The sequence below is a fragment of the Yoonia sp. F2084L genome, from assembly GCF_023015625.1.
Lineage (GTDB): Bacteria > Pseudomonadota > Alphaproteobacteria > Rhodobacterales > Rhodobacteraceae > Yoonia.
In genome coordinates, this window is the sequence record NZ_JALKAH010000003.1 from 401692 (window position 1) to 422891 (window position 21200).

At 57.6% G+C, this 21200-nt stretch carries 20 protein-coding genes; 15 read left to right on the forward strand and 5 right to left on the reverse strand.

Annotated features, from left to right (window positions below; translation table 11 throughout):
- Positions 1-57: 57 nt before the first annotated feature.
- From MWU60_RS10690 to MWU60_RS10720, 7 genes are all read left to right on the forward strand, one after another.
- A complete protein-coding gene (locus tag MWU60_RS10690; RefSeq protein WP_247227494.1) occupies positions 58-1083 on the forward strand; it encodes a LacI family DNA-binding transcriptional regulator in 1026 nt (341 codons plus the stop codon).
- A gap of 95 nt (positions 1084-1178) precedes the next feature.
- Complete coding sequence (locus MWU60_RS10695; protein WP_247227285.1) at positions 1179-2495, forward strand: sugar ABC transporter substrate-binding protein; 1317 nt, start codon at positions 1179-1181, stop codon at positions 2493-2495.
- Positions 2496-2622: 127 nt separating this feature from the next.
- The gene (locus MWU60_RS10700; RefSeq protein WP_247227286.1) at positions 2623-3543 is read left to right on the forward strand and encodes a sugar ABC transporter permease; all 921 of its coding nucleotides are present in this window, start codon (positions 2623-2625) and stop codon (positions 3541-3543) included.
- Between the two features lie 4 nt (positions 3544-3547).
- Entirely contained in the window at positions 3548-4378 is an 831-nt protein-coding gene (locus MWU60_RS10705) for a carbohydrate ABC transporter permease (RefSeq protein ID WP_247227287.1), read from the forward strand.
- A 51-nt stretch (positions 4379-4429) separates the two neighbouring features.
- Entirely contained in the window at positions 4430-5434 is a 1005-nt protein-coding gene (locus MWU60_RS10710; RefSeq protein WP_247227288.1) for an ABC transporter ATP-binding protein, read from the forward strand.
- Positions 5431-6204 carry an L-iditol 2-dehydrogenase gene (locus MWU60_RS10715; protein WP_281493283.1) on the forward strand — a complete coding sequence of 258 codons (774 nt, stop codon included), beginning with the start codon at positions 5431-5433 and terminating at the stop codon, positions 6202-6204. Before MWU60_RS10710 ends, MWU60_RS10715 begins: the two co-directional genes overlap by 4 nt.
- 29 nt (positions 6205-6233) lie before the next feature.
- Complete coding sequence (locus MWU60_RS10720; protein ID WP_247227290.1) at positions 6234-7700, forward strand: mannitol dehydrogenase family protein; 1467 nt, start codon at positions 6234-6236, stop codon at positions 7698-7700.
- On the opposite strand, the gene plsY is transcribed toward MWU60_RS10720, so the two are convergent.
- From plsY to MWU60_RS10740, 4 genes are read right to left on the reverse strand one after another with little or no spacing between them, the layout of a single operon-like run.
- Positions 7697-8320: a glycerol-3-phosphate 1-O-acyltransferase PlsY gene (gene plsY / locus MWU60_RS10725; protein ID WP_247227291.1), complete on the reverse strand. Its 624-nt coding sequence runs from the start codon at positions 8318-8320 to the stop codon at positions 7697-7699. The genes MWU60_RS10720 and plsY overlap by 4 nt on opposite strands.
- Complete coding sequence (pyrC, locus tag MWU60_RS10730) at positions 8320-9603, reverse strand: dihydroorotase (protein WP_247227292.1); 1284 nt, start codon at positions 9601-9603, stop codon at positions 8320-8322. The genes plsY and pyrC overlap by 1 nt, the downstream gene beginning before the upstream one ends.
- 40 nt (positions 9604-9643) lie before the next feature.
- A complete protein-coding gene (locus MWU60_RS10735) occupies positions 9644-10198 on the reverse strand; it encodes a hypothetical protein (RefSeq protein WP_247227293.1) in 555 nt (184 codons plus the stop codon).
- Positions 10195-11151, reverse strand: coding sequence for an aspartate carbamoyltransferase catalytic subunit (locus MWU60_RS10740; RefSeq protein WP_247227294.1), 957 nt, complete (start codon positions 11149-11151; stop codon positions 10195-10197). The genes MWU60_RS10735 and MWU60_RS10740 overlap by 4 nt, the downstream gene beginning before the upstream one ends.
- Positions 11152-11255: 104 nt before the next feature.
- Between MWU60_RS10740 and MWU60_RS10745 the strand changes: the two genes are divergently transcribed.
- The 5 genes from MWU60_RS10745 to MWU60_RS10765 all read left to right on the forward strand — a co-directional run bounded on the left by MWU60_RS10745 (position 11256) and on the right by MWU60_RS10765 (position 18083).
- Complete coding sequence (locus MWU60_RS10745) at positions 11256-12044, forward strand: uracil-DNA glycosylase (protein WP_247227295.1); 789 nt, start codon at positions 11256-11258, stop codon at positions 12042-12044.
- 12 nt (positions 12045-12056) lie between these two features.
- Entirely contained in the window at positions 12057-12611 is a 555-nt protein-coding gene (locus MWU60_RS10750; protein WP_247227296.1) for a hypothetical protein, read from the forward strand.
- Between the two features lie 7 nt (positions 12612-12618).
- Positions 12619-13161: a molybdenum cofactor biosynthesis protein B gene (gene moaB, locus MWU60_RS10755; protein ID WP_247227297.1), complete on the forward strand. Its 543-nt coding sequence runs from the start codon at positions 12619-12621 to the stop codon at positions 13159-13161.
- Positions 13162-13233: 72 nt separating this feature from the next.
- Positions 13234-14688, forward strand: a complete 1455-nt coding sequence (locus MWU60_RS10760) for an efflux RND transporter periplasmic adaptor subunit (protein WP_247227298.1) — start codon at positions 13234-13236, stop codon at positions 14686-14688.
- Complete coding sequence (locus MWU60_RS10765) at positions 14688-18083, forward strand: efflux RND transporter permease subunit (RefSeq protein WP_247227299.1); 3396 nt, start codon at positions 14688-14690, stop codon at positions 18081-18083. Before MWU60_RS10760 ends, MWU60_RS10765 begins: the two co-directional genes overlap by 1 nt.
- Here the strand turns inward: MWU60_RS10765 and MWU60_RS10770 are convergent.
- The gene (locus MWU60_RS10770; RefSeq protein WP_247227300.1) at positions 18080-18883 is read right to left on the reverse strand and encodes a protein-disulfide reductase DsbD domain-containing protein; all 804 of its coding nucleotides are present in this window, start codon (positions 18881-18883) and stop codon (positions 18080-18082) included. The genes MWU60_RS10765 and MWU60_RS10770 overlap by 4 nt on opposite strands.
- Before the next feature lie 104 nt (positions 18884-18987).
- Between MWU60_RS10770 and MWU60_RS10775 the strand changes: the two genes are divergently transcribed.
- The 3 genes from MWU60_RS10775 to MWU60_RS10785 all read left to right on the forward strand — a co-directional run bounded on the left by MWU60_RS10775 (position 18988) and on the right by MWU60_RS10785 (position 21197).
- Entirely contained in the window at positions 18988-19557 is a 570-nt protein-coding gene (locus tag MWU60_RS10775) for a YqgE/AlgH family protein (RefSeq protein ID WP_247227301.1), read from the forward strand.
- 225 nt (positions 19558-19782) lie between these two features.
- Positions 19783-20487 (forward strand): ABC transporter permease, encoded by a 705-nt coding sequence (locus tag MWU60_RS10780; protein WP_247227302.1) that lies wholly within the window; start codon positions 19783-19785, stop codon positions 20485-20487.
- A 35-nt stretch (positions 20488-20522) separates the two neighbouring features.
- Positions 20523-21197: an ABC transporter ATP-binding protein gene (locus MWU60_RS10785; RefSeq protein WP_247227303.1), complete on the forward strand. Its 675-nt coding sequence runs from the start codon at positions 20523-20525 to the stop codon at positions 21195-21197.
- The last annotated feature ends 3 nt before the right edge of the window (positions 21198-21200 follow it).

The window sequence follows — 21200 nt, forward strand, 5'->3', positions numbered from 1 at the left end:
ACGCGCGATAACAGATTGTTATTGTCGTAAAGAATAATGAAAGAACGCGAGGCGGCCATGTCGGACGGCAAGATCAGGAACATGGAAGAATTCTCGGCTGTGAGTGGGATTTCGAGACCGACCGTTTCCAAATACTTCCACGACCCCGAAAGCGTGCGGCAATCGACCCGCAAAAAGATCGAAGCGGCGATTGAAGAGTACGACTATCGGCCCAACATCTTTGCGATGAACCAGAACCGCAAACTGACCAAGAATGTCGGTATCGTGGTGCCTCTTCTGACTGACCCCTATTTTGCTGAAATCGCGCGCAATCTTGAACAGCGCTGCATTGATGCCGGATACCGCCCCACACTTTTCAGCGCGCATGGTGATCCCGCGATGGAGGTCGAGGTGCTTGACAACTTGCGATCCCTGAAACCGGCAGGCGTGTTGTTGGCACCCTTGGGGCGGGCGTCTGACCGGCGGGCGCTTGAGAAGTTTTGCGACGACGTTCACACGTTGATTTTCGACAGCAGCGTCGAACAGTTCGGGATCGCCTTTGTGGGGTCTGACAACCACCAGTTCACGACCCATATTTCCGACTATCTGTGTCGCACCGGTGAGCCGCCGTGTTTCTTTGAGATGAAGACACCGGCCAACCCAAATGCGCACCGCCGCAGACAAAGCTATCTGCGTGCGATGGAGGAATTCGGCTTTGACCCGCAGGTCATTTCCATTGAGGGCGAAGGTTGGGCTTTTGAAGAAATCGGGCGTTTGGGCGGACACGAGGCATTCTCGAACAAGCAGTTTTCGACCAATACGATCCTGTGCAGTAACGACCGTCTGGCGATCGGCCTTTTGACGGCGTGTTATGAGCAGGGGATCAAGGTCGGGCGCGGATCTGACGCCGCGATTCGGGTTGCGGGACAGGATGGGCATCCGCATTCGCGCTACACCTGTCCGCCGCTGACCACGATCTCGCATGACTATGACGCTGTTTCGAAACATGCAGCAGAGTCTTTGTTTGCCGCGATTGACGGTCACGTAGAGCCTTGGAAAAGCACAAGAATAGAAGGCAAGCTGATCATGCGGGACTCTGCATAATCAATGTATTCTTTACGCGCGTAAAAATTTTGTTGACGTCGCGTCTTTATTTCCATTAACCTCAACCTATCGCGTCCAACAGGGAGGAATACCGGATGTCTTTGAAGAGCACACTTTGTGCTGCAACTGCGCTTTCGCTGATTACAGCAAGCGGCGCTTTTGCGGACGGCCACTCAGCTACAATCACAATCGCAACCGTGAACAACGGCGATATGATCCGTATGCAGGGCTACACTGACCAATTCACCGCCGAGACCGGAATCGCCGTGGAGTGGGTGACGCTGGAAGAAAACGTACTGCGTCAGCGCGTCACAACCGACATCACCACAAACGGCGGTCAGTTCGACATCATGACCATCGGCATGTACGAAACACCGATCTGGGGTGCCAACGACTGGCTGGTCCCGCTTAACGATCTATCCGCTGAATACGACGTAGATGATATTCTGCCTGCAATGCGCAACGGCCTGTCCTACGACGGCACGCTTTATGCGGCCCCATTCTATGGCGAAAGCTCTATGGTGATGTATCGCACTGACCTGATGGAAGCTGCCGGTCTGGAAATGCCGGACGCTCCTACATGGCAGTTCATCCGCGAAGCTGCGGCTGCGATGGATGATCCAGCGAACGAAATCAACGGTATCTGCCTGCGCGGTAAGGCCGGTTGGGGTGAAGGCGGTGCCTTTATCACTGTCACTGGCAACTCCTTTGGCGCGCGCTGGTTTGACGAAGAGTGGAACGCACAGTTCGATCAGCCTGAGTGGGCGGACGCACTGAACTTCTACGTCAACCTGATGAACGACTACGGTCCAGAAGGTTACGCAACAAACGGCTTTAACGAAAACCTGTCCCTGTTCAACCAAGGCAAGTGTGGCATGTGGATTGACGCGACTGTTGCGGCATCCTTTGTCACTGGCGACGATTCAACTGTAGCTGACAGCGTAGGTTTCGCACTGGCACCAAACGCTGAAGGTGTTGAAAAGCGCGCAAACTGGCTTTGGGCTTGGGCATTGGCAATTCCTGCCGGTACACAGCAAGAAGCAGAAGCCAAGCAGTTCATCGAATGGGCAACAGGCAAAGAGTATATTGAGCTGGTCGCAGCCAACGAAGGTTGGGCGAACGTTCCTCCGGGTGCGCGTACATCGCTGTACGAAACACCTGAGTATCAGGAAGTCCCGTTTGCACAGATGACACTGGACAGCATCAACGCCGCTGACCCAACCAACCCAACGGTTGATCCTGTGCCATATGTTGGCATCCAATTCGTGGCGATCCCCGAGTTTGCGGGTATGGCGACAGAAGTAAGCCAGGAATTCTCTGCCGCTTACGCTGGTCAGCAGACCGTGGAAGAAGCACTTGCCAAAGCACAGGCGATCACTAACGAAGTCATGGAAGCTGCTGGCTACCGCTAAGCATTACCTCCCGATCCAAGGGGCGGCGCAATTGTCGCCCCTTGGTTTGCTACCTTTCCCCAATATACTGTCACCTGACAACAGTGCGTGAGACTACTCCGCCTGTGACCAGAGGAGGTACATCCAAATGGCGACCAAAGCTTCTCGATCCGCTGCCAGACTGATGATGGCACCCGCAGTGATCCTGCTCTTGGGCTGGATGCTGGTCCCTCTCATCATGACCTTGTGGTTCTCGTTCCGGGTCTACCTGCCGCTGCGTGGCGGTGACCAAGGCTGGGCGGGATTCGACAACTACACCCGGTTTGTAAGCTCGAGCGCGTTTTGGCCGTCGATCCAGACGACCCTAGTCATTGTTCTGGGTGTACTGGCAATTACAGTCATTTTCGGCACCCTGATCGCACTTTTGCTGGATCAACCGATTTGGGGGCAGGGGATTGTGCGTATCCTTGTGATTGCCCCGTTTTTTGTCATGCCAACCGTATCGGCGCTGGTTTGGAAGAACATGTTTATGGATCCAATTAACGGCCTTTTCTCGCACATCTCGCGGTTTTTTGGTGCGGAGCCGGTCAATTGGCTTTCCGGGCGAGGTATTGATTGGACGATTAATCTGTACTTCACCAGTTTTGATCTGGAAGTAACCATGGGCGTTTTTTCGATCATTATGATCGTTAGCTGGCAATGGTTGCCGTTTGCGGCCCTGATCTTACTTACCGCAGTTCAGTCGCTCGACAGCGAGCAGCTTGAAGCTGCAGAAATGGATGGCGCGCCGGTTCACAAGCGATTTTGGTACATAATCCTACCACATTTGGGGCGTGCGATCACAATTGTGATCTTGATCCAGACTATTTTTTTGCTTTCCATTTTTGCCGAGATTTTCGTCACGACTGGCGGCGCATTTGACACACGGACGCTGTCTTACCTGATCTTCCAGCGCGTGTTGGAAAGCCAGAACATCGGTCTCGGCTCCGCCGGTGGCGTCTACGCCATCATCCTTGCAAACATCATAGCGATCTTCCTGATGCGGATCGTTGGAAAGAACTTGGATTAAGAATATGGCACGTTCTGTTACACCCCGTCGGAAGCTTCTCAACACCACGATCGCTTGGGCGATTGGCCTGCTGATTTTCTTCCCGATCCTTTGGACCATCCTGACAAGCTTCAAGTCCGAAGCACAGGCCATTGCCTCACCGCCCATCTTTCTGGGCTTTGATTGGACGCTGGAAAACTACCGCGTTGTGATGGAGCGCTCTGATTACGCGCGTTTCCTGTGGAACTCGATCATCATTGCCGGGCTTTCGACGGTCCTTGGTTGTATCATCGCAATCCCTGCCGCTTGGTCGATGGCCTTCGTGCCGTCCAGACGGACCAAAGACATTTTGTTGTGGATGCTTTCAACCAAGATGCTGCCTGCGGTCGGTGTGCTTTACCCGATCTACTTGATCTTCATTGAGCTGGGTTTGCTTGATAGCCGCGCCGGTCTGGTTGTTGTGTTGATGCTGATCAACCTGCCGATTATCGTCTGGATGCTTTACACCTACTTCAAGGAAATCCCCGGCGAGATCCTTGAAGCAGCCCGCATGGACGGTGCCACGCTGCGCCAGGAACTGATTTATGTGCTGACGCCAATGGCGATCCCCGGCATTGCGTCCACGCTCCTTCTGAACTTCATCCTTGCGTGGAACGAAGCGTTTTGGACGCTCAACCTGACGGCTGTCAACGCAGCACCTCTCACGGCCTTCATCGCCAGCTATTCAAGCCCAGAGGGTTTGTTCTTTGCCAAACTCAGTGCGGCTTCCACCATGGCGATTGCGCCTATCCTCATCCTTGGCTGGTTTAGCCAGAAACAACTTGTCCGCGGCCTGACATTTGGCGCGGTGAAATAATCGCCCTCAAGCAGCAACGCGATAGGGCAACAAAAAAGGAAGACCTGACACATGGGACAGATCCAACTTAAACAGGTGACCAAGTCTTTTGGCGACGTGCAGGTCATTCCACCTTTGGACCTCACAATCCAGGATGGCGAATTCACCGTCTTCGTCGGCCCTTCGGGTTGCGGTAAATCAACGCTTCTGCGCTTGATTGCGGGGCTTGAGGATATCACCACGGGGCATATTGAGATCGACGGCACAGACGCCACCGATCTGGTGCCCGCCAAACGTGGCCTTGCGATGGTGTTCCAGTCCTATGCGCTTTATCCGCATATGTCGGTGCGCAAGAACATCGCTTTCCCATTGCGGATGGCCAAAATGGACCAAGCCCAAATCGACAAGCGTGTGGATGCTGCGGCAGCAGTGCTGAACCTCGCCGACTACATCGACCGCAAACCTGGTCAACTCTCCGGTGGTCAGCGTCAGCGTGTGGCGATTGGCCGTGCGATTGTACGTGAACCATCTGCGTTTCTCTTTGACGAACCGCTGTCCAACCTTGATGCGGCCCTGCGTGTCGGTATGCGGATGGAAATCTCCGAGCTGCATAAGAAGCTCGACACAACCATGATCTATGTGACCCACGATCAGGTCGAAGCGATGACGATGGCTGACAAGATCGTTGTTTTGCAGGCGGGCGTGATTGAGCAGGTGGGGTCCCCGCTTGAGCTTTACCGCACGCCGCGCAATACCTTTGTCGCGGGTTTTATTGGTTCACCCAAAATGAACCTGATTTCAGGCGAAGAAGCGGCCAAGCACGATGCAGCAACCATCGGTGTCCGGCCCGAGCATATTGATGTGGTCGAAAGTGGCGGCACATGGACAGGTACTGTTGGCGTGGCCGAGCATTTGGGCTCTGATACGTTCTTCCACATCCATAACACTGGTTTGGCCGAAACTCTGACCGTGCGCGCGATTGGTGATGTGAACCTGACACATGGTGACGCCATCCACCTGAACCCACGTATGGATGAGTTGCACAAGTTCGACGCGCAAGGTCTGCGGATCGGCTGATGCGACTGCATGGCAAGACCGCACTGATTACAGGGGCGGCCCGCGGTATCGGGTTGGCCTTTGCGCAGGCCTACGTTGCCGAAGGGGCGCGGGTGGCCATCGCGGATATTGATATCGTGCGCGCGCAGGCGGCTGCCGCAGAGATCGGCGTGAGCGCAGTTGCTGTGCAAATGGACGTATCGGATCAGGCCAGCATCGACGCGGGCGTGGCCGAGGCCATTGCCACCTTGGGCCAGATCGACATCCTGATCAATAACGCCGCGATCTTCAGCGCGGCCCCTATTGTTGACATTACGACGGCCGATTTCCAACGCGTCTTCGACATCAACGTGGCGGGCACCTTGTTCACGATGCAAGCCGTCGCAAAACACATGATCGAGCGCGGCATCAAAGGCCGGATCATCAATATGGCAAGTCAGGCTGGACGGCGGGGCGAGAGCCTTGTCGCGGTCTACTGTGCTTCCAAGGCAGCCGTCATCAGCTTGACCCAATCCGCAGGCCTGAATCTGATCCAGCACGGCATCAACGTGAACGCCATCGCTCCCGGTGTTGTGGATGGCGAACATTGGGACGGTGTGGATGCGTTTTTTGCCAAATACGAAGGCAAAGCACCAGGACAGAAAAAGAAAGAAGTCGGCGCAGCCGTCCCCTTTGGACGGATGGGCACTGCGGATGATCTGACCGGCATGGCTGTCTTTCTCGCCAGCGATGACGCTGCGTATATCGTCGCGCAAACCTACAATGTCGATGGCGGGAACTGGATGAGCTGATGACTGTTGCGATGCAGGGGAGTAGGCAAATGAAGTTAAGTGATGCGTCGCTGCCAAATCTGCCGGAAAGCGTAGGGCGTCCGACCTATGACCGCGCGGCATTAACGCCGGGTATTGTGCATATCGGTTTGGGCAATTTTCACCGCGCCCATCAGGCGTGGTATCTGCATCGCCTCATGCAGATGGGTCTGGCACATGACTGGGCTATTGTGGGCGCAGGCGTGCGCCCCGGTGATGCCGCACAACAGGAACGTTTGGCGGGGCAGGACTATCTGACGACGCTGATTGAACTTGATCCCACCGACACGACAGCAGAAGTGATTGGTCCGATGATCGGCTTTGCGCCCGTTCAGCCAGACAACGCGGCCTTGATCACTGCGATGGCTGATCCGGCCATTCGTATTGTCGCGCTGACAGTGACCGAGGGCGGCTATTTTCTGGACCCCGCCACCAAGGGATTTGACGCCGCCGATCCCGAGATCACCCATGACGCCGTAAACCCGCAGAGCCCCAAAACCGCATTCGGCGCGATGATTGCGGCCCTTAAGGCCAGACGCGACGCTCAGGCCGGCCCATTCACCTGCATGAGCTGTGACAACCTGCAAGGTAATGGTGACATCCTGCGCCAGACGGTCGTGTCCCTCGCGCGCTTGTCCGATCCGGGGCTCGCTGACTGGATCAATAAAACCTGTAGTTTCCCCAATTCGATGGTTGATTGCATCGTTCCGGCCACCGGCCCGAATGAGCTTGAACTGGTGCGCTCGCTGGGGATTGATGACGCCTCGCCCGTGACCCATGAAAACTTTCGCCAATGGGTGATCGAAGACAGTTTTTGCGCAGGCCGTCCTGACTGGGACAAGGTCGGTGCGACCTTCACCGACGATGTGCACGACTTTGAGGCGATGAAGATCCGTATGCTAAACGGCGGTCACCAGATACTTGCCAATGCGGGCGAGCTTTTGTCGATTGAGACGATTGCGGGCTGTATGGCGCATGATCAGATTGCGGGCTTCTTTGATCGGGTTGCCCGCCACGAAATTCTGCCGCATGTCCGCGCTGTGCCGGGCATGGCACCTGCGGCCTACGTTGATCTGATCAAGGGCCGCTTTGCCAACGCGCGCATTGTCGATACCACGCGCCGCGTGGCCTTTGATGGCGCATCCCGCCACCCCGGCTTTCTTATCCCGTCGATCCGGGACGGTCTGGCCGCGGGCACACCGATTGCGGGGCTTGCCTTGGCCGAGGCTGCATGGGCGCGCATGTGTGCGGGCACCCGCGAAGATGGTAGCATCATCGCGCCGAATGATCCGTTTTGGGATGATCTGCAGGCGGCAGCTATTGCTGCGAAAGAGACGCCGAATGCGTGGCTGGAACAGCGCCAATACTATGGCGATCTGGCCGATGATCCGCGTTTCGCTGATGCATTCACGGCGTCCCTGCGGATGGTTTGGGATCAGGGTATGGCGGCGGCTATCACTGCCTATCTGGAGGCTTAGGCCTCAGATTCCGCTTTTTTCGCGCCGATCTTGGTCTCATTGCCTTTGCGCAGCCGCTGAATATTGCTGATGTGGCGTGCGTAGACCAAAAGGCACAGCGTCGCGGTCAACACGAACATTTCACCGCGATCCGTAAAACCTACGACAACCGGCATCCATCCCGCTGTCAGCAAAGCCGCCAGCGATGAATACCGCGACACTGCTGCTGTCACCAGCCAGATAACGCAAGCCGCCAGCCCCATCGGCCATGATACCGCCAGAAGAATGCCAAAGTAGGTGGCAACACCTTTGCCGCCTCTAAAGCGTAACCAAACCGGAAAGCAGTGGCCCAGAAACGCCATCAATGCGCCGACTTGGGCAGCATCCTCTGCAGCCAACAACCGCGCTGCCAGCACCACTATGGCACCTTTGGCAGCATCGAATAATAACGTCAGTGCCGCAGCTTTTTTGTTACCCGTCCGCAAGACATTTGTGGCCCCGATATTGCCTGATCCAATCTCGCGTAGGTTCCCGAGGTTCATGACTTTGGCAAGGATCATCCCGCTTGGAATGGACCCCAGCAGATACCCGATGACGCCCCAAAGCACGAGAACGGATGTGATACTTTCAGCAGGTGGCATTATAGGCTCTCCCAGACGCGGTTACCGTTGACCCAAGTGCCGATAACGCGGCCCTGCATGCGTGCCCCGTCGAAGGGCGTGTTCTTGGATTTTGATAGCATCGTCGTCCGGTCCAGTTGAAACGGCGCATCCGGATCAAACAGGATCAGGTCGGCGGGTGCTTCGGGCAGCAAACGTCCCGCCGATAGCCCCAACAGATGCGCAGGGTTCAGTGACATCGCGCGGAACAGGCGGGGCAGGTCGATCATTTCGGCATGGTAAAGACGCAGGGCGGCGGGCAGCAGGGTCTCCAAGCCGACAGCACCGCTGGCGGCTTCCTCATAAGGCAAACGCTTACTTTCTTCGTCTTGCGGCGTGTGCATGGAACTGATGATGTCGATCAGCCCTTCAGCAACGGCTTGCACCACTGCGACGCGGTCTTCCTCGCTACGCAAGGGCGGCTTCAGCTTAAAGAACGTGCGGTAGTCGGCCACATCAAGTTCATTCAGCGTCAGGTGATGCACACCGACGCCCGCGGTGATTTTCAAGCCATTGCGCTTGGCCCGTTCCAGCGCAGGCAGGGCGCGGGCTGTTGTGATCTGGTCCACATGATAGCGCGCGCCGGTCATCTCCAGCAGACTGATATCGCGGTCCAGCCCCATGCGTTCGGCCATTGGGCTGACACCGGGCAGGCCACGCAGGGAGGCGAATTTTCCAGATGTGACCGCGGCCCCTTCGGACAGCCCCGGTTCCTGCACATGTCCGATGACCAATGCGTCCAAAGATCGGGCGTAGGTCAGCGCGCGGCTGAAGACCTTGGTGTTGGTCACGACCCGGTCGCAATCGGTGAAGGCCACGGCACCTGCGTCCTGCAGAAACCCGATCTCAGTCATTTCGCGTCCATCGCGGCCTTTGGTCAGGGCAGCCATGGGCAAGACATGAACCGGCGCATCCTCTTGCGCGCGCCGTTCGACGAATTCCAGCGTTTCGGGCGTGTCGATAGCGGGCAGTGTGTCGGGCCGGGTGACGATTGTGGTCACGCCACCGGCGGCAGCGGCGCGGCCGGCGGAGCGGAAGCTTTCCTTGTGCCGCTCGCCGGGTTCAGAGACCTTGACACCGATGTCGATGATCCCCGGTGCCAAACACCTCCCGCCGCAGTCGATCACATTGGCCGATTTGGGCGGGGTTGCGCCTGCCTCGAACACTTCTTTGATCACCCCGTCTGCGATCAGGATACCGCCTGGCCCATCCGTCAGCGCCACCGGATCAATCAGGCGGGCGTTGGCAAAGAAAGTTGCGGTCATAGGCATGATCCCGGGTGTGAGTATGCGAGGTGTGTCATGACTATCCACTGATCCAAATGATAAGACCGACAAAGGCAAACATGGCAATCAAAGCGTACATCGCGATCATCCCACCGACGCGCGCATCTGATTTGGGCGGTTTGCCAGTGGGTGCTTCGGCCAGGCCTTTCGCACTGTCTGAGGGGAGCGGTTCGAATTTCACACTCGCACCCTCTTCGGTGTAAGTACCAATCCATTTCAGTGGGGCAGTCGGGGTGATCGTCGTCTCGAACCCGCCAAAGGCCGACGACAGCACGATCAAGACCTGCCCACTCATCGCGTTCAACCGTGATGCATGTGGTTTGACGTCCTCTGCCGCGACGCCCAAGCCGTCGGTCAGGTAGCCCGCAAGACCAACACCTTCGAGGTTGCTCAGTGGAAAAAGCTCAACAAAGTCACTGTCGAGATAGGTGACACCCAACGCCCGATTGATCGGGGCGGGGGTGTCTTCGTCGGGGCTTTGTGTGAAGCTGGCCGCCTGTTCAGTCGTTAGATTGGCCATGAAAATGCGGATGACACCGCGTTCGGTGGCTTTGATCTGGAAAGTCTCGCTCACACCATCACCTCTTGCGGGCTGCGGCTGGCGCGCAGGTTCTGCGCCAGCAGGTCCATCGCGGCCATACGGACGGCAACGCCCATTTCGACCTGTTCCTGAATGACGGATCTGTTGATGTCGTCTGCAATCGTCCCGTCGATCTCAACCCCGCGGTTCATCGGGCCGGGGTGCATAACGATGGCATCGGGTTTGGCATGGGCCAGTTTCGCAGCGTCCAGCCCGTAACGGTGGAAATACTCGCGCTCAGACGGGATGAACCCGCCGTCCATGCGTTCTTTTTGCAAGCGAAGCATCATCACGACGTCAACGTCTTTCAGGCCTTCTTCCATGTTTTCGAACACCTCAACACCGAAATCTGCCACGCCCGATGGCATCAGGGTCGGCGGTGCGATCAGGCGGATACGGTTTTCCATCTTGCCCAGAAGCATGATGTTGGATCGGGCCACCCGGCTGTGTGCAATGTCCCCGCAGATGGCGATGGACAGGCGGTGCAAGCGGCCCTTGGCGCGGCGGATTGTGAGTGCATCCAGCAGCGCTTGGGTCGGGTGTTCATGCCTGCCGTCGCCTGCGTTCAGCACAGCGCAGTTCACCTTTTGCGCCAGCAGATCGACAGCACCGGAATGCGGGTGCCGCACAACCAACAGATCAGGCCGCATGGCGTTTAGCGTCAAAGCCGTATCAATCAGCGTTTCGCCCTTTTTGATAGATGACGCCTGCATCCCCATGTTCATCACATCCGCTCCCAGCCGCTTGCCCGCGAGTTCAAAACTGGCCTGCGTGCGGGTGGAGTTTTCAAAGAACATGTTGATCTGCGTCAGCCCCGCCAGCACATCGCGGTGGGCGACCCCACGCCGGTTATGCTCGGCGTAGCTGTCAGCAAGGTCTAGAAGCGCCGTAATCTCTGTCGGGTGCAGAGGTTCGATGCCCAAAAGATGCTTGGCGCGAAATATCATGGAAGCCTCTTACCTGCGGTTCGCGCTCTTATATGCGGGTGCGATGCCTGCATCAATGCCACAAGCACTGCACATCCCCGCCAATCCGTCATAACGTGGACGCGATGGATTCGAGCGAGACATATTGGACCGACCGCGCGCTGTTGGAGTGGCAGGTCGAACTGGGGGCAACAGATGCTATTCTGGATGTGCCTGTGGATCGCTATGGTTTAGAGGCGGCCAAGCCAGCGCCGAAGGCGGTCACGCCTGAGAAGCCCGCGGCAGTTCCTGTTCCAGTGGCGAAACCTGAGGTTGATGCGGTCGTGCTGGCGCGGACTGCCGCACAGACAGCCTCTGATTTGGGTGCCTTGTCCGCGGCAATGCAGGCGTTTGAGCATTGTGATCTGAAACAGGGTGCCCGCAGTTTTGTGTTCTGTGATGGCAACCCGGCGGCGCGTGTGATGATTATCGGCGAAGCACCGGGGCGCGAAGAGGACCGCGCGGGGCGGCCTTTTGTCGGGCGCGCAGGGCAGTTGCTGGACAGGATGCTTGAGGCGATCCAGATGGGCCGTGCTGCGGACGACGCGGCGCGTAGTGTCTACATTACCAATGTTCTACCATGGCGTCCGCCATCAAACCGTACGCCGGACAAGGATGAAATCGCGATGATGTTGCCGTTTTTGGAGCGGCATATTGCGCTAGCTGATCCAGAGATCATCGTGCTGATGGGCAATACGCCATGTCAGGCTTTGCTGGGCCGCACCGGGATCACGCGTATGCGGGGTAATTGGGTTGAAGTCCTGGGCAAGCCCTGCTTGCCGATGTTCCACCCTGCGTACCTGTTGCGCAATCCGATTGCCAAGCGCGAGGCTTGGGCGGATTTGCTCGAATTGAACGCGCGGTTGCGTGGCTGAGAAAGGTTTTTGATGAAACGAATTGCGATTGTTGTGGCATTTTGGGCTGCGCCTTTGACGGCTGACCCTTTGGATCTGATCGACTACGGCGCGCTGTTTGAACAACATGCGGCGGATGTTGAGCCGGTCTCGGAAACCCGAAATATACTGCGCCTTGATGACGTGACCTTGATCCAAGACCCCGCAGAGATACGCGAATACACTGGCATCGACGAAAGTGGGTTGGGCGCTGTTGGTTGTTTTGTCAGCATTCTGGCAACCATCGAAAGCGCGCATGCGGCCTGTGATGTCTCGCTGCCAGAGGAACAGTCTGCCAAACACGAAGCGTATCTGGGACAGGCGGTCAGCTTCTATGCCGAAAACCTGCCGCAGCCGACCCCCACGGGTTTGGTTTATCTGCGTTACTATGGGTTGATGGAATCGCAGATTGAAGGTGCACGCCCATTCTGTTCGAACCTTGATCTTGTAACTAATCTGGCAGATCGCCTGTTTTCAATCGAAGGCGAAGCGGAAGTGAACCGGATGTTGTCGCAACCTCGTTTGCCCGTCGCCCATCCTTGTTTGTGAGGTCGCAATGAGCCGTATTGATGAAACCATGGATTTTGTGCCGGTCCGTATTGCGGTGCTGACTGTCAGCGACACACGCCAGATGGCGGATGATAAGTCCGGTCAGACTTTGGTCGACCGGATTGCAGCGGCGGGTCATGCGCTTGCAGATCGCAAGATCATCGCGGATGAGCGGGATCAGATTGCTGAGCAACTACGCGCTTGGTGTGCGGATGATGCTGTTGATGTGATCATTTCGACAGGTGGCACGGGGCTCACCGGCCGTGATGTGACGGTCGAGGCGCATCGCGATGTTTATGAGAAAGAGATCGACGCCTTTGGCACGATCTTCACCATTGTCAGCATGCAAAAGATCGGGACCAGCGCGGTCCAAAGCCGTGCGACCGCAGGTGTGGCGCAGGGAACTTATCTTTTCGCGCTGCCCGGGTCGCCGGGAGCCTGCAAGGATGCCTGGGATGAGATCCTGCTCAAACAGCTCGATTATCGCCACCGCCCCTGTAATTTTGTGGAAATCATGCCGCGGTTGGACGAACATTTGCGCCGTAAATAACGTACCCGTGCGTATCACTGGAAAGCGGGCAGCGTTCGCCTACTTCATAAGGGCAGGCCAAGGATATTTTTGATGCGTTTTCTACGTCGTAGCCTTACAGGTATTTTCTTGCTGGCGGTCACGCTGGCCCTGATCGCATGGGCCGGGAATATGGTGCGCGGTGCCGTTGAGGCGCGCATGAACGAGGAACCCCGTAGCTTCCCGCAGCGCGAGCGTGTTTTGGCGGTGAATGTGGTCACCTTGGAACCGCAGACGATTGTGCCGGAACTGACCGTTTTTGGTGAATTGCGCAGCCGACGGACATTGGATCTGCGCAGTGCGACGGGTGGTACTGTGTTGTCTGCCAGCGATGCTTTGGTCGAGGGCGGACGCGTTGAGGCGGGTCAACTTCTGCTGCGGATCAACCCGGTTGAGGCTGAAGCCGCTTTGGGTCGTGTCCGCGCTGATCTACAGGATGCACAGGCCGAGGTGCGTGATGCCGAACGCGCGCTGACGCTCGCCGAGGATGAACTGACAGCAGCCCGCGCGCAGGTCACATTGCGCGAACAGGCCCTGACCCGCGCGCGTGATCTTGAAACCCGTGGTGTTGGCACGGCGGCTGCGGTTGAAACAGCCGAACTTGCGGTATCGTCTGCGCAAGGGGCTGTTCTGTCCAGCAGACAAGCGCTTGCATCGGCGCAGGCAAGGATTGATCAGGCCAGAACCAGCCTTGCCCGCGCCGAGATCAGCGTCGCAGAGGCGGAACGCGTTGTGGCCGATACTGAGATTTTTGCAGCTTTCGACGGCACGCTGGCCGATGTAGTCGTCAGCCCCGGCGGTCGTGTGACGGCCAATGAACGCATTGCCCAATTGGTTGACCCGACCCAGCTTGAGGTATCGTTTCGCGTTTCCACCTCGCAATATGCGCGGCTATTGGATGAAACGGGTGCGCTGACCCACGCGCCCGTTGCTGTGACATTGGACGTCTCAGGCGTCAATTTGCGTGCCGAAGGCCAGATCACGCGCGAAGGGGCCACGGTGGGTGCAGGACAAACCGGGCGTTTGCTTTTTGCCCGGCTTGAGGCGGCACCCGGTTTCCGTCCGGGTGATTTTGTGACCGTGCGGATCAATGAGCCTGCGTTGAATGACGTCGCCTTGGTGCCAGCCACGGCCGTGGCGGCAGATCAGACTGTGTTGGTTGTCGGCGAAGAGGACCGCCTTAGCCCGGTAGATGTGACCTTGCTACGCCGTCAGGGTGACGATGTGATTATCGCCTTTGGGGACAATGCCGGGGCCGAGATTGTTGCGGAACGCTCGCCCTTGCTGGGCGCAGGCATCAAGGTACGTCCCATCCGTCCCGGCGGAGTTGAGCCAGAGCCTGAACCGGAAATGATCACTTTGGATGCGGACCGACGCGCAAAGCTGATTGCATTTGTCACCGATGGCCGGATGCCCGAAGAGGTGAAAGCCCGCATCATCGGGCAGCTGGAAGAAGAGCAGGTGTCCTCGGAAACGGTGACCCGCCTAGAAGCCCGGATGGGCAGCTGATGGTGACCGGCGGTGACAGGCTGAACGCAGGCGCAGGCGGTATCCTGTCCTATTTCACGCGGCACCGAACGGCGGCGAACCTTCTGCTGGTGTTGATGCTGACGGCAGGCTTGTTCGCCTTTCCCAACATGCGGGCGCAATTTTTCCCTGATGTGGTTGTTGATGACCTGACCGTTTCGGTGGTGTGGGATGGGGCCGGGGCAGAGGATGTCGATGCGGCCATCGTGCAAGTGTTGGAGCCTGTTTTATTAGGTGTTGAGGGGGTGACGTCATCTTCGGCGACATCTGTCGAAGGCCGTGCATCCATCCGCATTGAATTCGATCCCGGCTATGACATCGACCGTGCCGCCGAAGATGTACAATTAGCCGTCGATAGCACGACAAGCCTGCCTGAGGACGCAGAAGAACCGACGGTGCGGCGCGGCGGCTGGTCTGACCGTGTAACGGACGTTGTGATCACGGGGCCGGTTGCTGTCGACCAACTCGGGCGCTTTGCGGATGAGTTTTCGACGCGATTGTTTGCCCAAGGCGTCACCCGCGTAATCGTGCAAGGCGTCGCGGCACCCTCAACGATTGTTGAGGTGCCAGCGCTGTCGTTGATCCAATATGACATTGGGTTGTCCGACATTTCGGCCCGGATCGCAGAAGAGGCGCAAGCCGATCCCGCCGGTGACGTATCGGCCAATGCCCGCGTGCGGACGGGTGTCGCCAAGCGGAGTGCGGAAGAAATCGGGGCGATTGTCCTGCGCTCAAACCCTGATGGGTCCAAGCTGACGATTGCTGATGTGGCGACAGTGCGGGTCGAGGGGACGGACCGGGAGCGTGCATATTTTGTAGGCGAAAACCCAGCGATCAAGGTGCGCGTGCAGCGATCCGCCCAAGGTGATGCGATCGGGATGCAGGAAACCGTTGAACGTGTCGCCGAAGAGCTTACCGCCTCACTCCCTGCGGGTGTCACGATTGCGCTGACCAACGGACGCGCCGAACTGATCGAGGGGCGTCTGAACATCCTGCTTGATAACGGGCTGACGGGTCTGCTGCTGGTTGTCGCGCTGCTTTTCCTGTTCCTGAATGCGCGCACCGCGTTCTGGGTTGCCTTTGGCATCCCGGTGGCGATGCTTGCCGCGATTGCGCTGATGTATGCGGTGGGGATCACGATCAATATGATCTCTCTTTTTGCATTGATCATCACGCTGGGCATCGTGGTGGACGATGCGATTGTGGTGGGCGAACACGCTGATTTCAGGGTCCGCCAATTGGGTGAAGACCCGACCGTTGCGGCGGAACGCGCGGCAAAGCGGATGTTCAGCCCCGTGTTCTCGGCGACAATCACGACCATTATTGCGTTCTTTGGTCTGGTGATCATTGGTGGGCGGTTTGGTGACCTGATTTCGGATATTCCATTCACGGTCATTGTCGTGCTGACCGCCAGTCTGATTGAATGCTTCCTGATCCTGCCCAACCACCTGTCGCACGCGATTGCCCATTCCGCGAAAGAGCATTGGTATGACTGGCCATCGCGCACCGTGAACCGTGGCTTTGACTGGTTCAAGGAAACACTGTTTCGCCCATTTATGGGGCTGGTGATCAAGGCACGCTATCCGGTCGTGGCGATGGCATTGGTTTTACTGGCTAGTCAGGTGTCCCTGTTTATCAAAGGTGACGTGAACTGGCGTTTCTTTAACGCGCCCGAACAAAGCCAGGTGACGGGTAACTTTGCCATGTTGCCCGGTGCCACACGCGATGACACGCTGGAAATGATGCGCGAGATGCAGCGCGCGGCAGAGGCCTTGGGCGCAGAGTATGAGGCAGAGCATGGTATCAACCCGCTGAAATTTGTTGTCGCCGAGGTTGGTGGCAATTCGGGCCGCGCGATTGCGGGGTCCGATACCAAGGACGCCGATCAGCTTGGGTCGATCACGATCGAGCTGATTGACGCCGACAGCCGCCCCTATACCAGCTTTGCCTTTGTCGCGGCGCTTCAGGAAAGCGTTGTGCAGCATCCAATGGCCGAGACTGTAAGCTTCCGTCGTTGGGGCTCTGGCCCCGGTGCCGATAGTCTTGATGTGCAGATGTTCGGGGCTGATAGCGAAACGCTGAAAGCTGCGGCTGAGGCGCTGAAAACGGAGCTCGCGCAATTCCCCGAGATTTCCGGGCTGGAAGATACGCTCGCTTATGACAAGCAAGAGTTGATCCTTGAACTGACACCGCAAGGCGATGCGCTGGGCTTGGGTATTGACGGGCTGGGGCGCGTTCTGCGCAATCGTCTTGGCGGGATCGAAGCGGCAAGTTTCCCCGATGGCGCGCGTTCTGCGACGATCCGTGTTGAATTGCCTGCAAGCGAGCTTTCAGCCGATTTTCTGGATCGCACTCAGATACGCACGCCTGACGGCATCTATGTCCCGCTTGCTGATGTGGTGACGGTTCAAAGCCGCACCGGGTTCTCGACCGTGCGCCGCGAGAATGGGATCCAGTTGATCTCGGTCATTGGTGATCTGGACGGTGAGGATGCGGCAAGGGCCACGGAAATTCAGAATATCATCAATGATGATATTCTGCCACGCATTGAAAGCGACTTCGCGATCGAAACGCAGCTATCGGGTCAAAGCGAGCAAGAGCAGCGTTTCCTGAATGATGCGCGGACCGGGCTGATTCTCGTTCTTTTGGGCATCTACCTCACACTATCTTGGATATTCAGCAGTTGGACCCGGCCTGTTGTGGTGATGTCGATCATTCCCTTTGCGCTGGTTGGGACGATATTCGGGCACTACGTCTGGGGCATTCCGATGAGCATGTTCACGGTTGTGGGTCTGATCGGGATGGTGGGGATCATCATCAACGACAGCATCGTGCTGGTGACAACGGTGGACGAATACGCGCAGGATCGCGGGCTGGTGCCTGCGATTATCGACGGCACGGTGGACCGGTTGCGCCCGGTGATGCTGACGACCCTGACGACAGTGCTTGGGCTGACGCCGCTGCTTTATGAAGGGTCTAATCAGGCCGAGTTCTTGAAGCCGACCGTTGTGACGCTTGTCTTCGGTCTGGCCTTTGGCATGGTGTTGGTCTTGTTGGTTGTCCCATCCGTCATGGCGATGCAGGCGGATGTATATCGGCAGGTTCAATCAGCCAAGCGGGCTTTGCGCGGACGCCGCGCGGCGATGTTCATCCCGGCAGGAATCGGGGCGCTGGGGGCGCTGGCCCTTTTTGCGGTAACGGTTGCACCCATCTTACTGACCGGTGCACCTATGGCCGGGGTCGCGGCTGTGCTGCCCTTGCTGAATGCTGGCGTTGGTGCGGCCTTTGGCGTGTTTGTCGGGGGGCTTATGGTGCTGCTGGTGGCGATCTATGTTGCGGCACTATTGAACCAAGGGGTGCGCCGCGCGCGCGGTTAACCCGCAGTGCAACCGCGCAGATCAATCGCGTGGCCGTCATTGCCCAACACGGTAATCCGCACGCCGGACCGGTCAAAGGCGAAAGGCGCGCCGCTTGGATGGACCATCTCGACGGTGGCTGTCAGTGTTGCACCTTCGCGGGTCACATCCGCCTGAGACACCCAAATGCGCGGATCGCTGGGTTCTATCACCACATATTCAGACGCACCTGACTGGGCCACATCAATGGATGTGGTCATGCGCAGCCCGTCACTGATCGGGTCAATGGCGCAGGTCACGGCTCCGACGCCCGCCTCGGCGCGTGTTAGCGGATCATCGGCGAGTGCGGCGGCAATCGTGCCATCGGCAGCCCCAACCGCCGGCAAGAGCGTGTCAAAATTGAAGGTCACGGGAATGCAAATCTCTTCGCAGACACCGATGGTCAATTCACCAGAAACGGGGATATCGCCGCTGACGCCGGTCGCGTCGATGGTCAGTGGAAAGACGACGCTGTCGTAATAGCCAATGGACTGCAGGCCAGCATCGTCAAAGACCTCTGGCACCGGCCAATGCGGCGTGACGCTGGTGATATTGCTGTCGCTTGAGAATGCGAACTGCGGCGGGATGCCTGCGTCGCCGGGTGCGCGCCAGTAGGTGATCCAGCCGGGGGCCAGCGTGACCCTGACGGCCGCAATGTGTTCGCCGGACGCGGTGCGCCAGCCGGTGAGAACTTCAACTTGCGCCAAATCATCATAGGACTGCGCGACCATAAGGGTCGGGGCAGCCATGAGGGCGAGAGGGATCAGCAGCTTCTTGCGCATGCTTTCTTACTTATTCATCAAGGCTGCAATGGGAAGTCACGATTGCGATAGTCTTTGCAATGAAGGTGCTTGCGTCGCAGGCGGTGGTTACACATCTTAAGGGTATGAACGTTTCAGATTCGACCCTTGTCGGGAAACTGTTGATTGCAATGCCCGAGATGTCCGATCCGCGCTTTGCAAACACTGTGATCTACATGTGCGCCCACTCGGAAGAGGGGGGCATGGGCTTGATCGTGAACAAGCCGCAGCCCGAGATCAGGTTCGCCAAACTGCTAGGGCAGATGGATATACAGGCAGCTCCCGGTGCGCGCGATGTGCGGGTCCATTTCGGTGGGCCAGTCGATAGCCAGCGCGGTTTCGTGCTGCACTCGAATGACTATGCCTCGGACAATGGCACGCTTGACGTGGATGATGACTACCGGATGACCGCTACATTGGATGTGCTGGAGGATCTCGCAAAGGGCGAAGGACCATCTGTGTCGATGATGGCGCTGGGCTATGCGGGCTGGGGCCCGGGGCAGTTGGAATACGAAATTGGCCAAAACGGCTGGCTGACTTGCGCGCCCTCTGATGAGATTCTGTTCGGACCGGATAATGCGGGCAAATGGACGGCAGCACTGAACTCGCTTGGTGTCGATCCGCTTTTGCTGTCAGCGACGGCAGGGCGGGCCTGAGCGGATCGGGCGCGGCAAATTGCAGGCAATCGCGCTGTGCACCCGTTCATGATCGCAGACATCCGCTGACGCATTCAAATTGTGCATCAAGAGGCTGGGGTAACCGGCCTGTCGCAGCAACATTTGAGAGTTTTCGCGGGCTGATAAACCGTGCGCCGCGCATGGACTGCCCCCCGTATTGATGTCACAACATGTCCACTGCGTTGCACAAAGAAGACCTCGTTGATGAATGATCTTTCTCAAGGACTTGCCGAAGCCATTTACCGCGTTGCAACGTTGGACCCTGAACTGGTCGACATCACGCTAAGATCGCTTCAGGTAACAGTGACCGCCGTTGTGATCGCGGCAGCCATTGCGCTGCCATTGGGCGCCTGGCTTGCAGTCACGCGGTTTTGGGCACGTCGTTACGTTATTGCTGTGTTGAACGCATTGATGGGGCTGCCGCCGGTTGTCGTTGGGCTGATTGTCTATGTGATGCTCAGTCGCTCTGGTCCTTTTGGCGTGCTTGGCCTTCTTTTTACGCCAACCGCGATGATTATCGCGCAGGTTATCATTGTGACACCTTTGATCGCGTCTGTGGCGCATCAGGCGCTGCGTGATTTGTGGTCAGAGTATCACGACCTCCTGATCTCGTTGAATACAACCAAGCGTCAGCGTATTGCGACGCTTCTATGGGACGGGCGGCGCGCGCTTTTGACCGCATGCCTTGCCGGATTTGGGCGTGCAATTGGCGAAGTTGGCGCCATCATGATTGTTGGTGGCAATATCGACAATGTCACACGCGTCCTGACCACCGCCATTGCATTGGAAACCGGTAAGGGCAACTTTTCGCTGGCTCTTGGGCTTGGCTTTGTGTTGATCACGCTCGCCATTATCCTCAATCTCTTGATCCATTCTTTGTCCCGCACCGAAAGGTCAAACCTTTGGTAGCCAGTATCTTTCCATTGCGCATTGCAGGGGCATGCGTGAAGCGACGCGGTGTTCAACTGATTGGACCGATCAATCTTGATCTGGGTTCGCAGGGTCTTACGATTGTGCTGGGTCCGAATGGGTCTGGTAAGACGTCGCTGTTGCGGCTGATGCATGGGCTGGAACGACCGGCCAGCGGTACGATCAATTGGGCCTGTCCGGATAATGAAGCGCGGTCGCATCAGGCTTATGTTTTCCAGACCCCCACCATGATGCGCCGCAGCGTCACCGATAGCATTTCCTATGCGCTGATTGTGATGGGTGTTGCCCGCCCGACCGCGCGCGAAAAGGCCAAGGAATACGCCACGCGCGTGGGGCTGGGTCATCTGCTTGACTGCCCCGCAGGTGTGCTATCTGGAGGCGAAAAGCAAAAGCTCGCCATGGCGCGTGCCCTGATCCGGCAGCCGCAAGTCCTGTTTCTGGATGAGCCGTGCGCCAATCTGGACGGGCGCGCCACAAAAGAGATCGAGGTGATACTGAACGATGTGCGCCAACAAGGCACGCGGATCGTGATGGCAACCCATGATCTAGGTCAAGCGAAGCGTCTTGCGGATGATCTACTGTTCATGCTCAATGGCTGCGTTCGCGAACAAGGGGCCGCAGAGTCGTTTTTTGCCGATCCGCAAACCGCCGAAGCGAAGGCTTTTCTAAATGGTCAAATCGTGGAGTAAACT

What these genes read in the sequence shown, in the direction of transcription:
- MWU60_RS10710 (WP_247227288.1), top strand. Translation starts at nt 4,430, where the DNA reads ATGGGACAGATCCAACTTAAACAGGTGACCAAGTCTTTTGGCGACGTG.
- MWU60_RS10740 (WP_247227294.1), bottom strand. Translation starts at nt 11,151, where the DNA reads ATGATATTTCGCGCCAAGCATCTTTTGGGCATCGAACCTCTGCACCCG.
- MWU60_RS10690 (WP_247227494.1), top strand. Translation starts at nt 58, where the DNA reads ATGTCGGACGGCAAGATCAGGAACATGGAAGAATTCTCGGCTGTGAGT.
- pyrC (WP_247227292.1), bottom strand. Translation starts at nt 9,603, where the DNA reads ATGACCGCAACTTTCTTTGCCAACGCCCGCCTGATTGATCCGGTGGCG.
- MWU60_RS10695 (WP_247227285.1), top strand. Translation starts at nt 1,179, where the DNA reads ATGTCTTTGAAGAGCACACTTTGTGCTGCAACTGCGCTTTCGCTGATT.
- MWU60_RS10760 (WP_247227298.1), top strand. Translation starts at nt 13,234, where the DNA reads ATGCGTTTTCTACGTCGTAGCCTTACAGGTATTTTCTTGCTGGCGGTC.
- MWU60_RS10770 (WP_247227300.1), bottom strand. Translation starts at nt 18,883, where the DNA reads ATGCGCAAGAAGCTGCTGATCCCTCTCGCCCTCATGGCTGCCCCGACC.
- MWU60_RS10720 (WP_247227290.1), top strand. Translation starts at nt 6,234, where the DNA reads ATGAAGTTAAGTGATGCGTCGCTGCCAAATCTGCCGGAAAGCGTAGGG.
- MWU60_RS10775 (WP_247227301.1), top strand. Translation starts at nt 18,988, where the DNA reads ATGAACGTTTCAGATTCGACCCTTGTCGGGAAACTGTTGATTGCAATG.
- MWU60_RS10750 (WP_247227296.1), top strand. Translation starts at nt 12,057, where the DNA reads ATGAAACGAATTGCGATTGTTGTGGCATTTTGGGCTGCGCCTTTGACG.
- MWU60_RS10700 (WP_247227286.1), top strand. Translation starts at nt 2,623, where the DNA reads ATGGCGACCAAAGCTTCTCGATCCGCTGCCAGACTGATGATGGCACCC.
- moaB (WP_247227297.1), top strand. Translation starts at nt 12,619, where the DNA reads ATGAGCCGTATTGATGAAACCATGGATTTTGTGCCGGTCCGTATTGCG.
- MWU60_RS10765 (WP_247227299.1), top strand. Translation starts at nt 14,688, where the DNA reads ATGGTGACCGGCGGTGACAGGCTGAACGCAGGCGCAGGCGGTATCCTG.
- MWU60_RS10705 (WP_247227287.1), top strand. Translation starts at nt 3,548, where the DNA reads ATGGCACGTTCTGTTACACCCCGTCGGAAGCTTCTCAACACCACGATC.
- MWU60_RS10780 (WP_247227302.1), top strand. Translation starts at nt 19,783, where the DNA reads ATGAATGATCTTTCTCAAGGACTTGCCGAAGCCATTTACCGCGTTGCA.
- MWU60_RS10745 (WP_247227295.1), top strand. Translation starts at nt 11,256, where the DNA reads ATGGATTCGAGCGAGACATATTGGACCGACCGCGCGCTGTTGGAGTGG.
- plsY (WP_247227291.1), bottom strand. Translation starts at nt 8,320, where the DNA reads ATGCCACCTGCTGAAAGTATCACATCCGTTCTCGTGCTTTGGGGCGTC.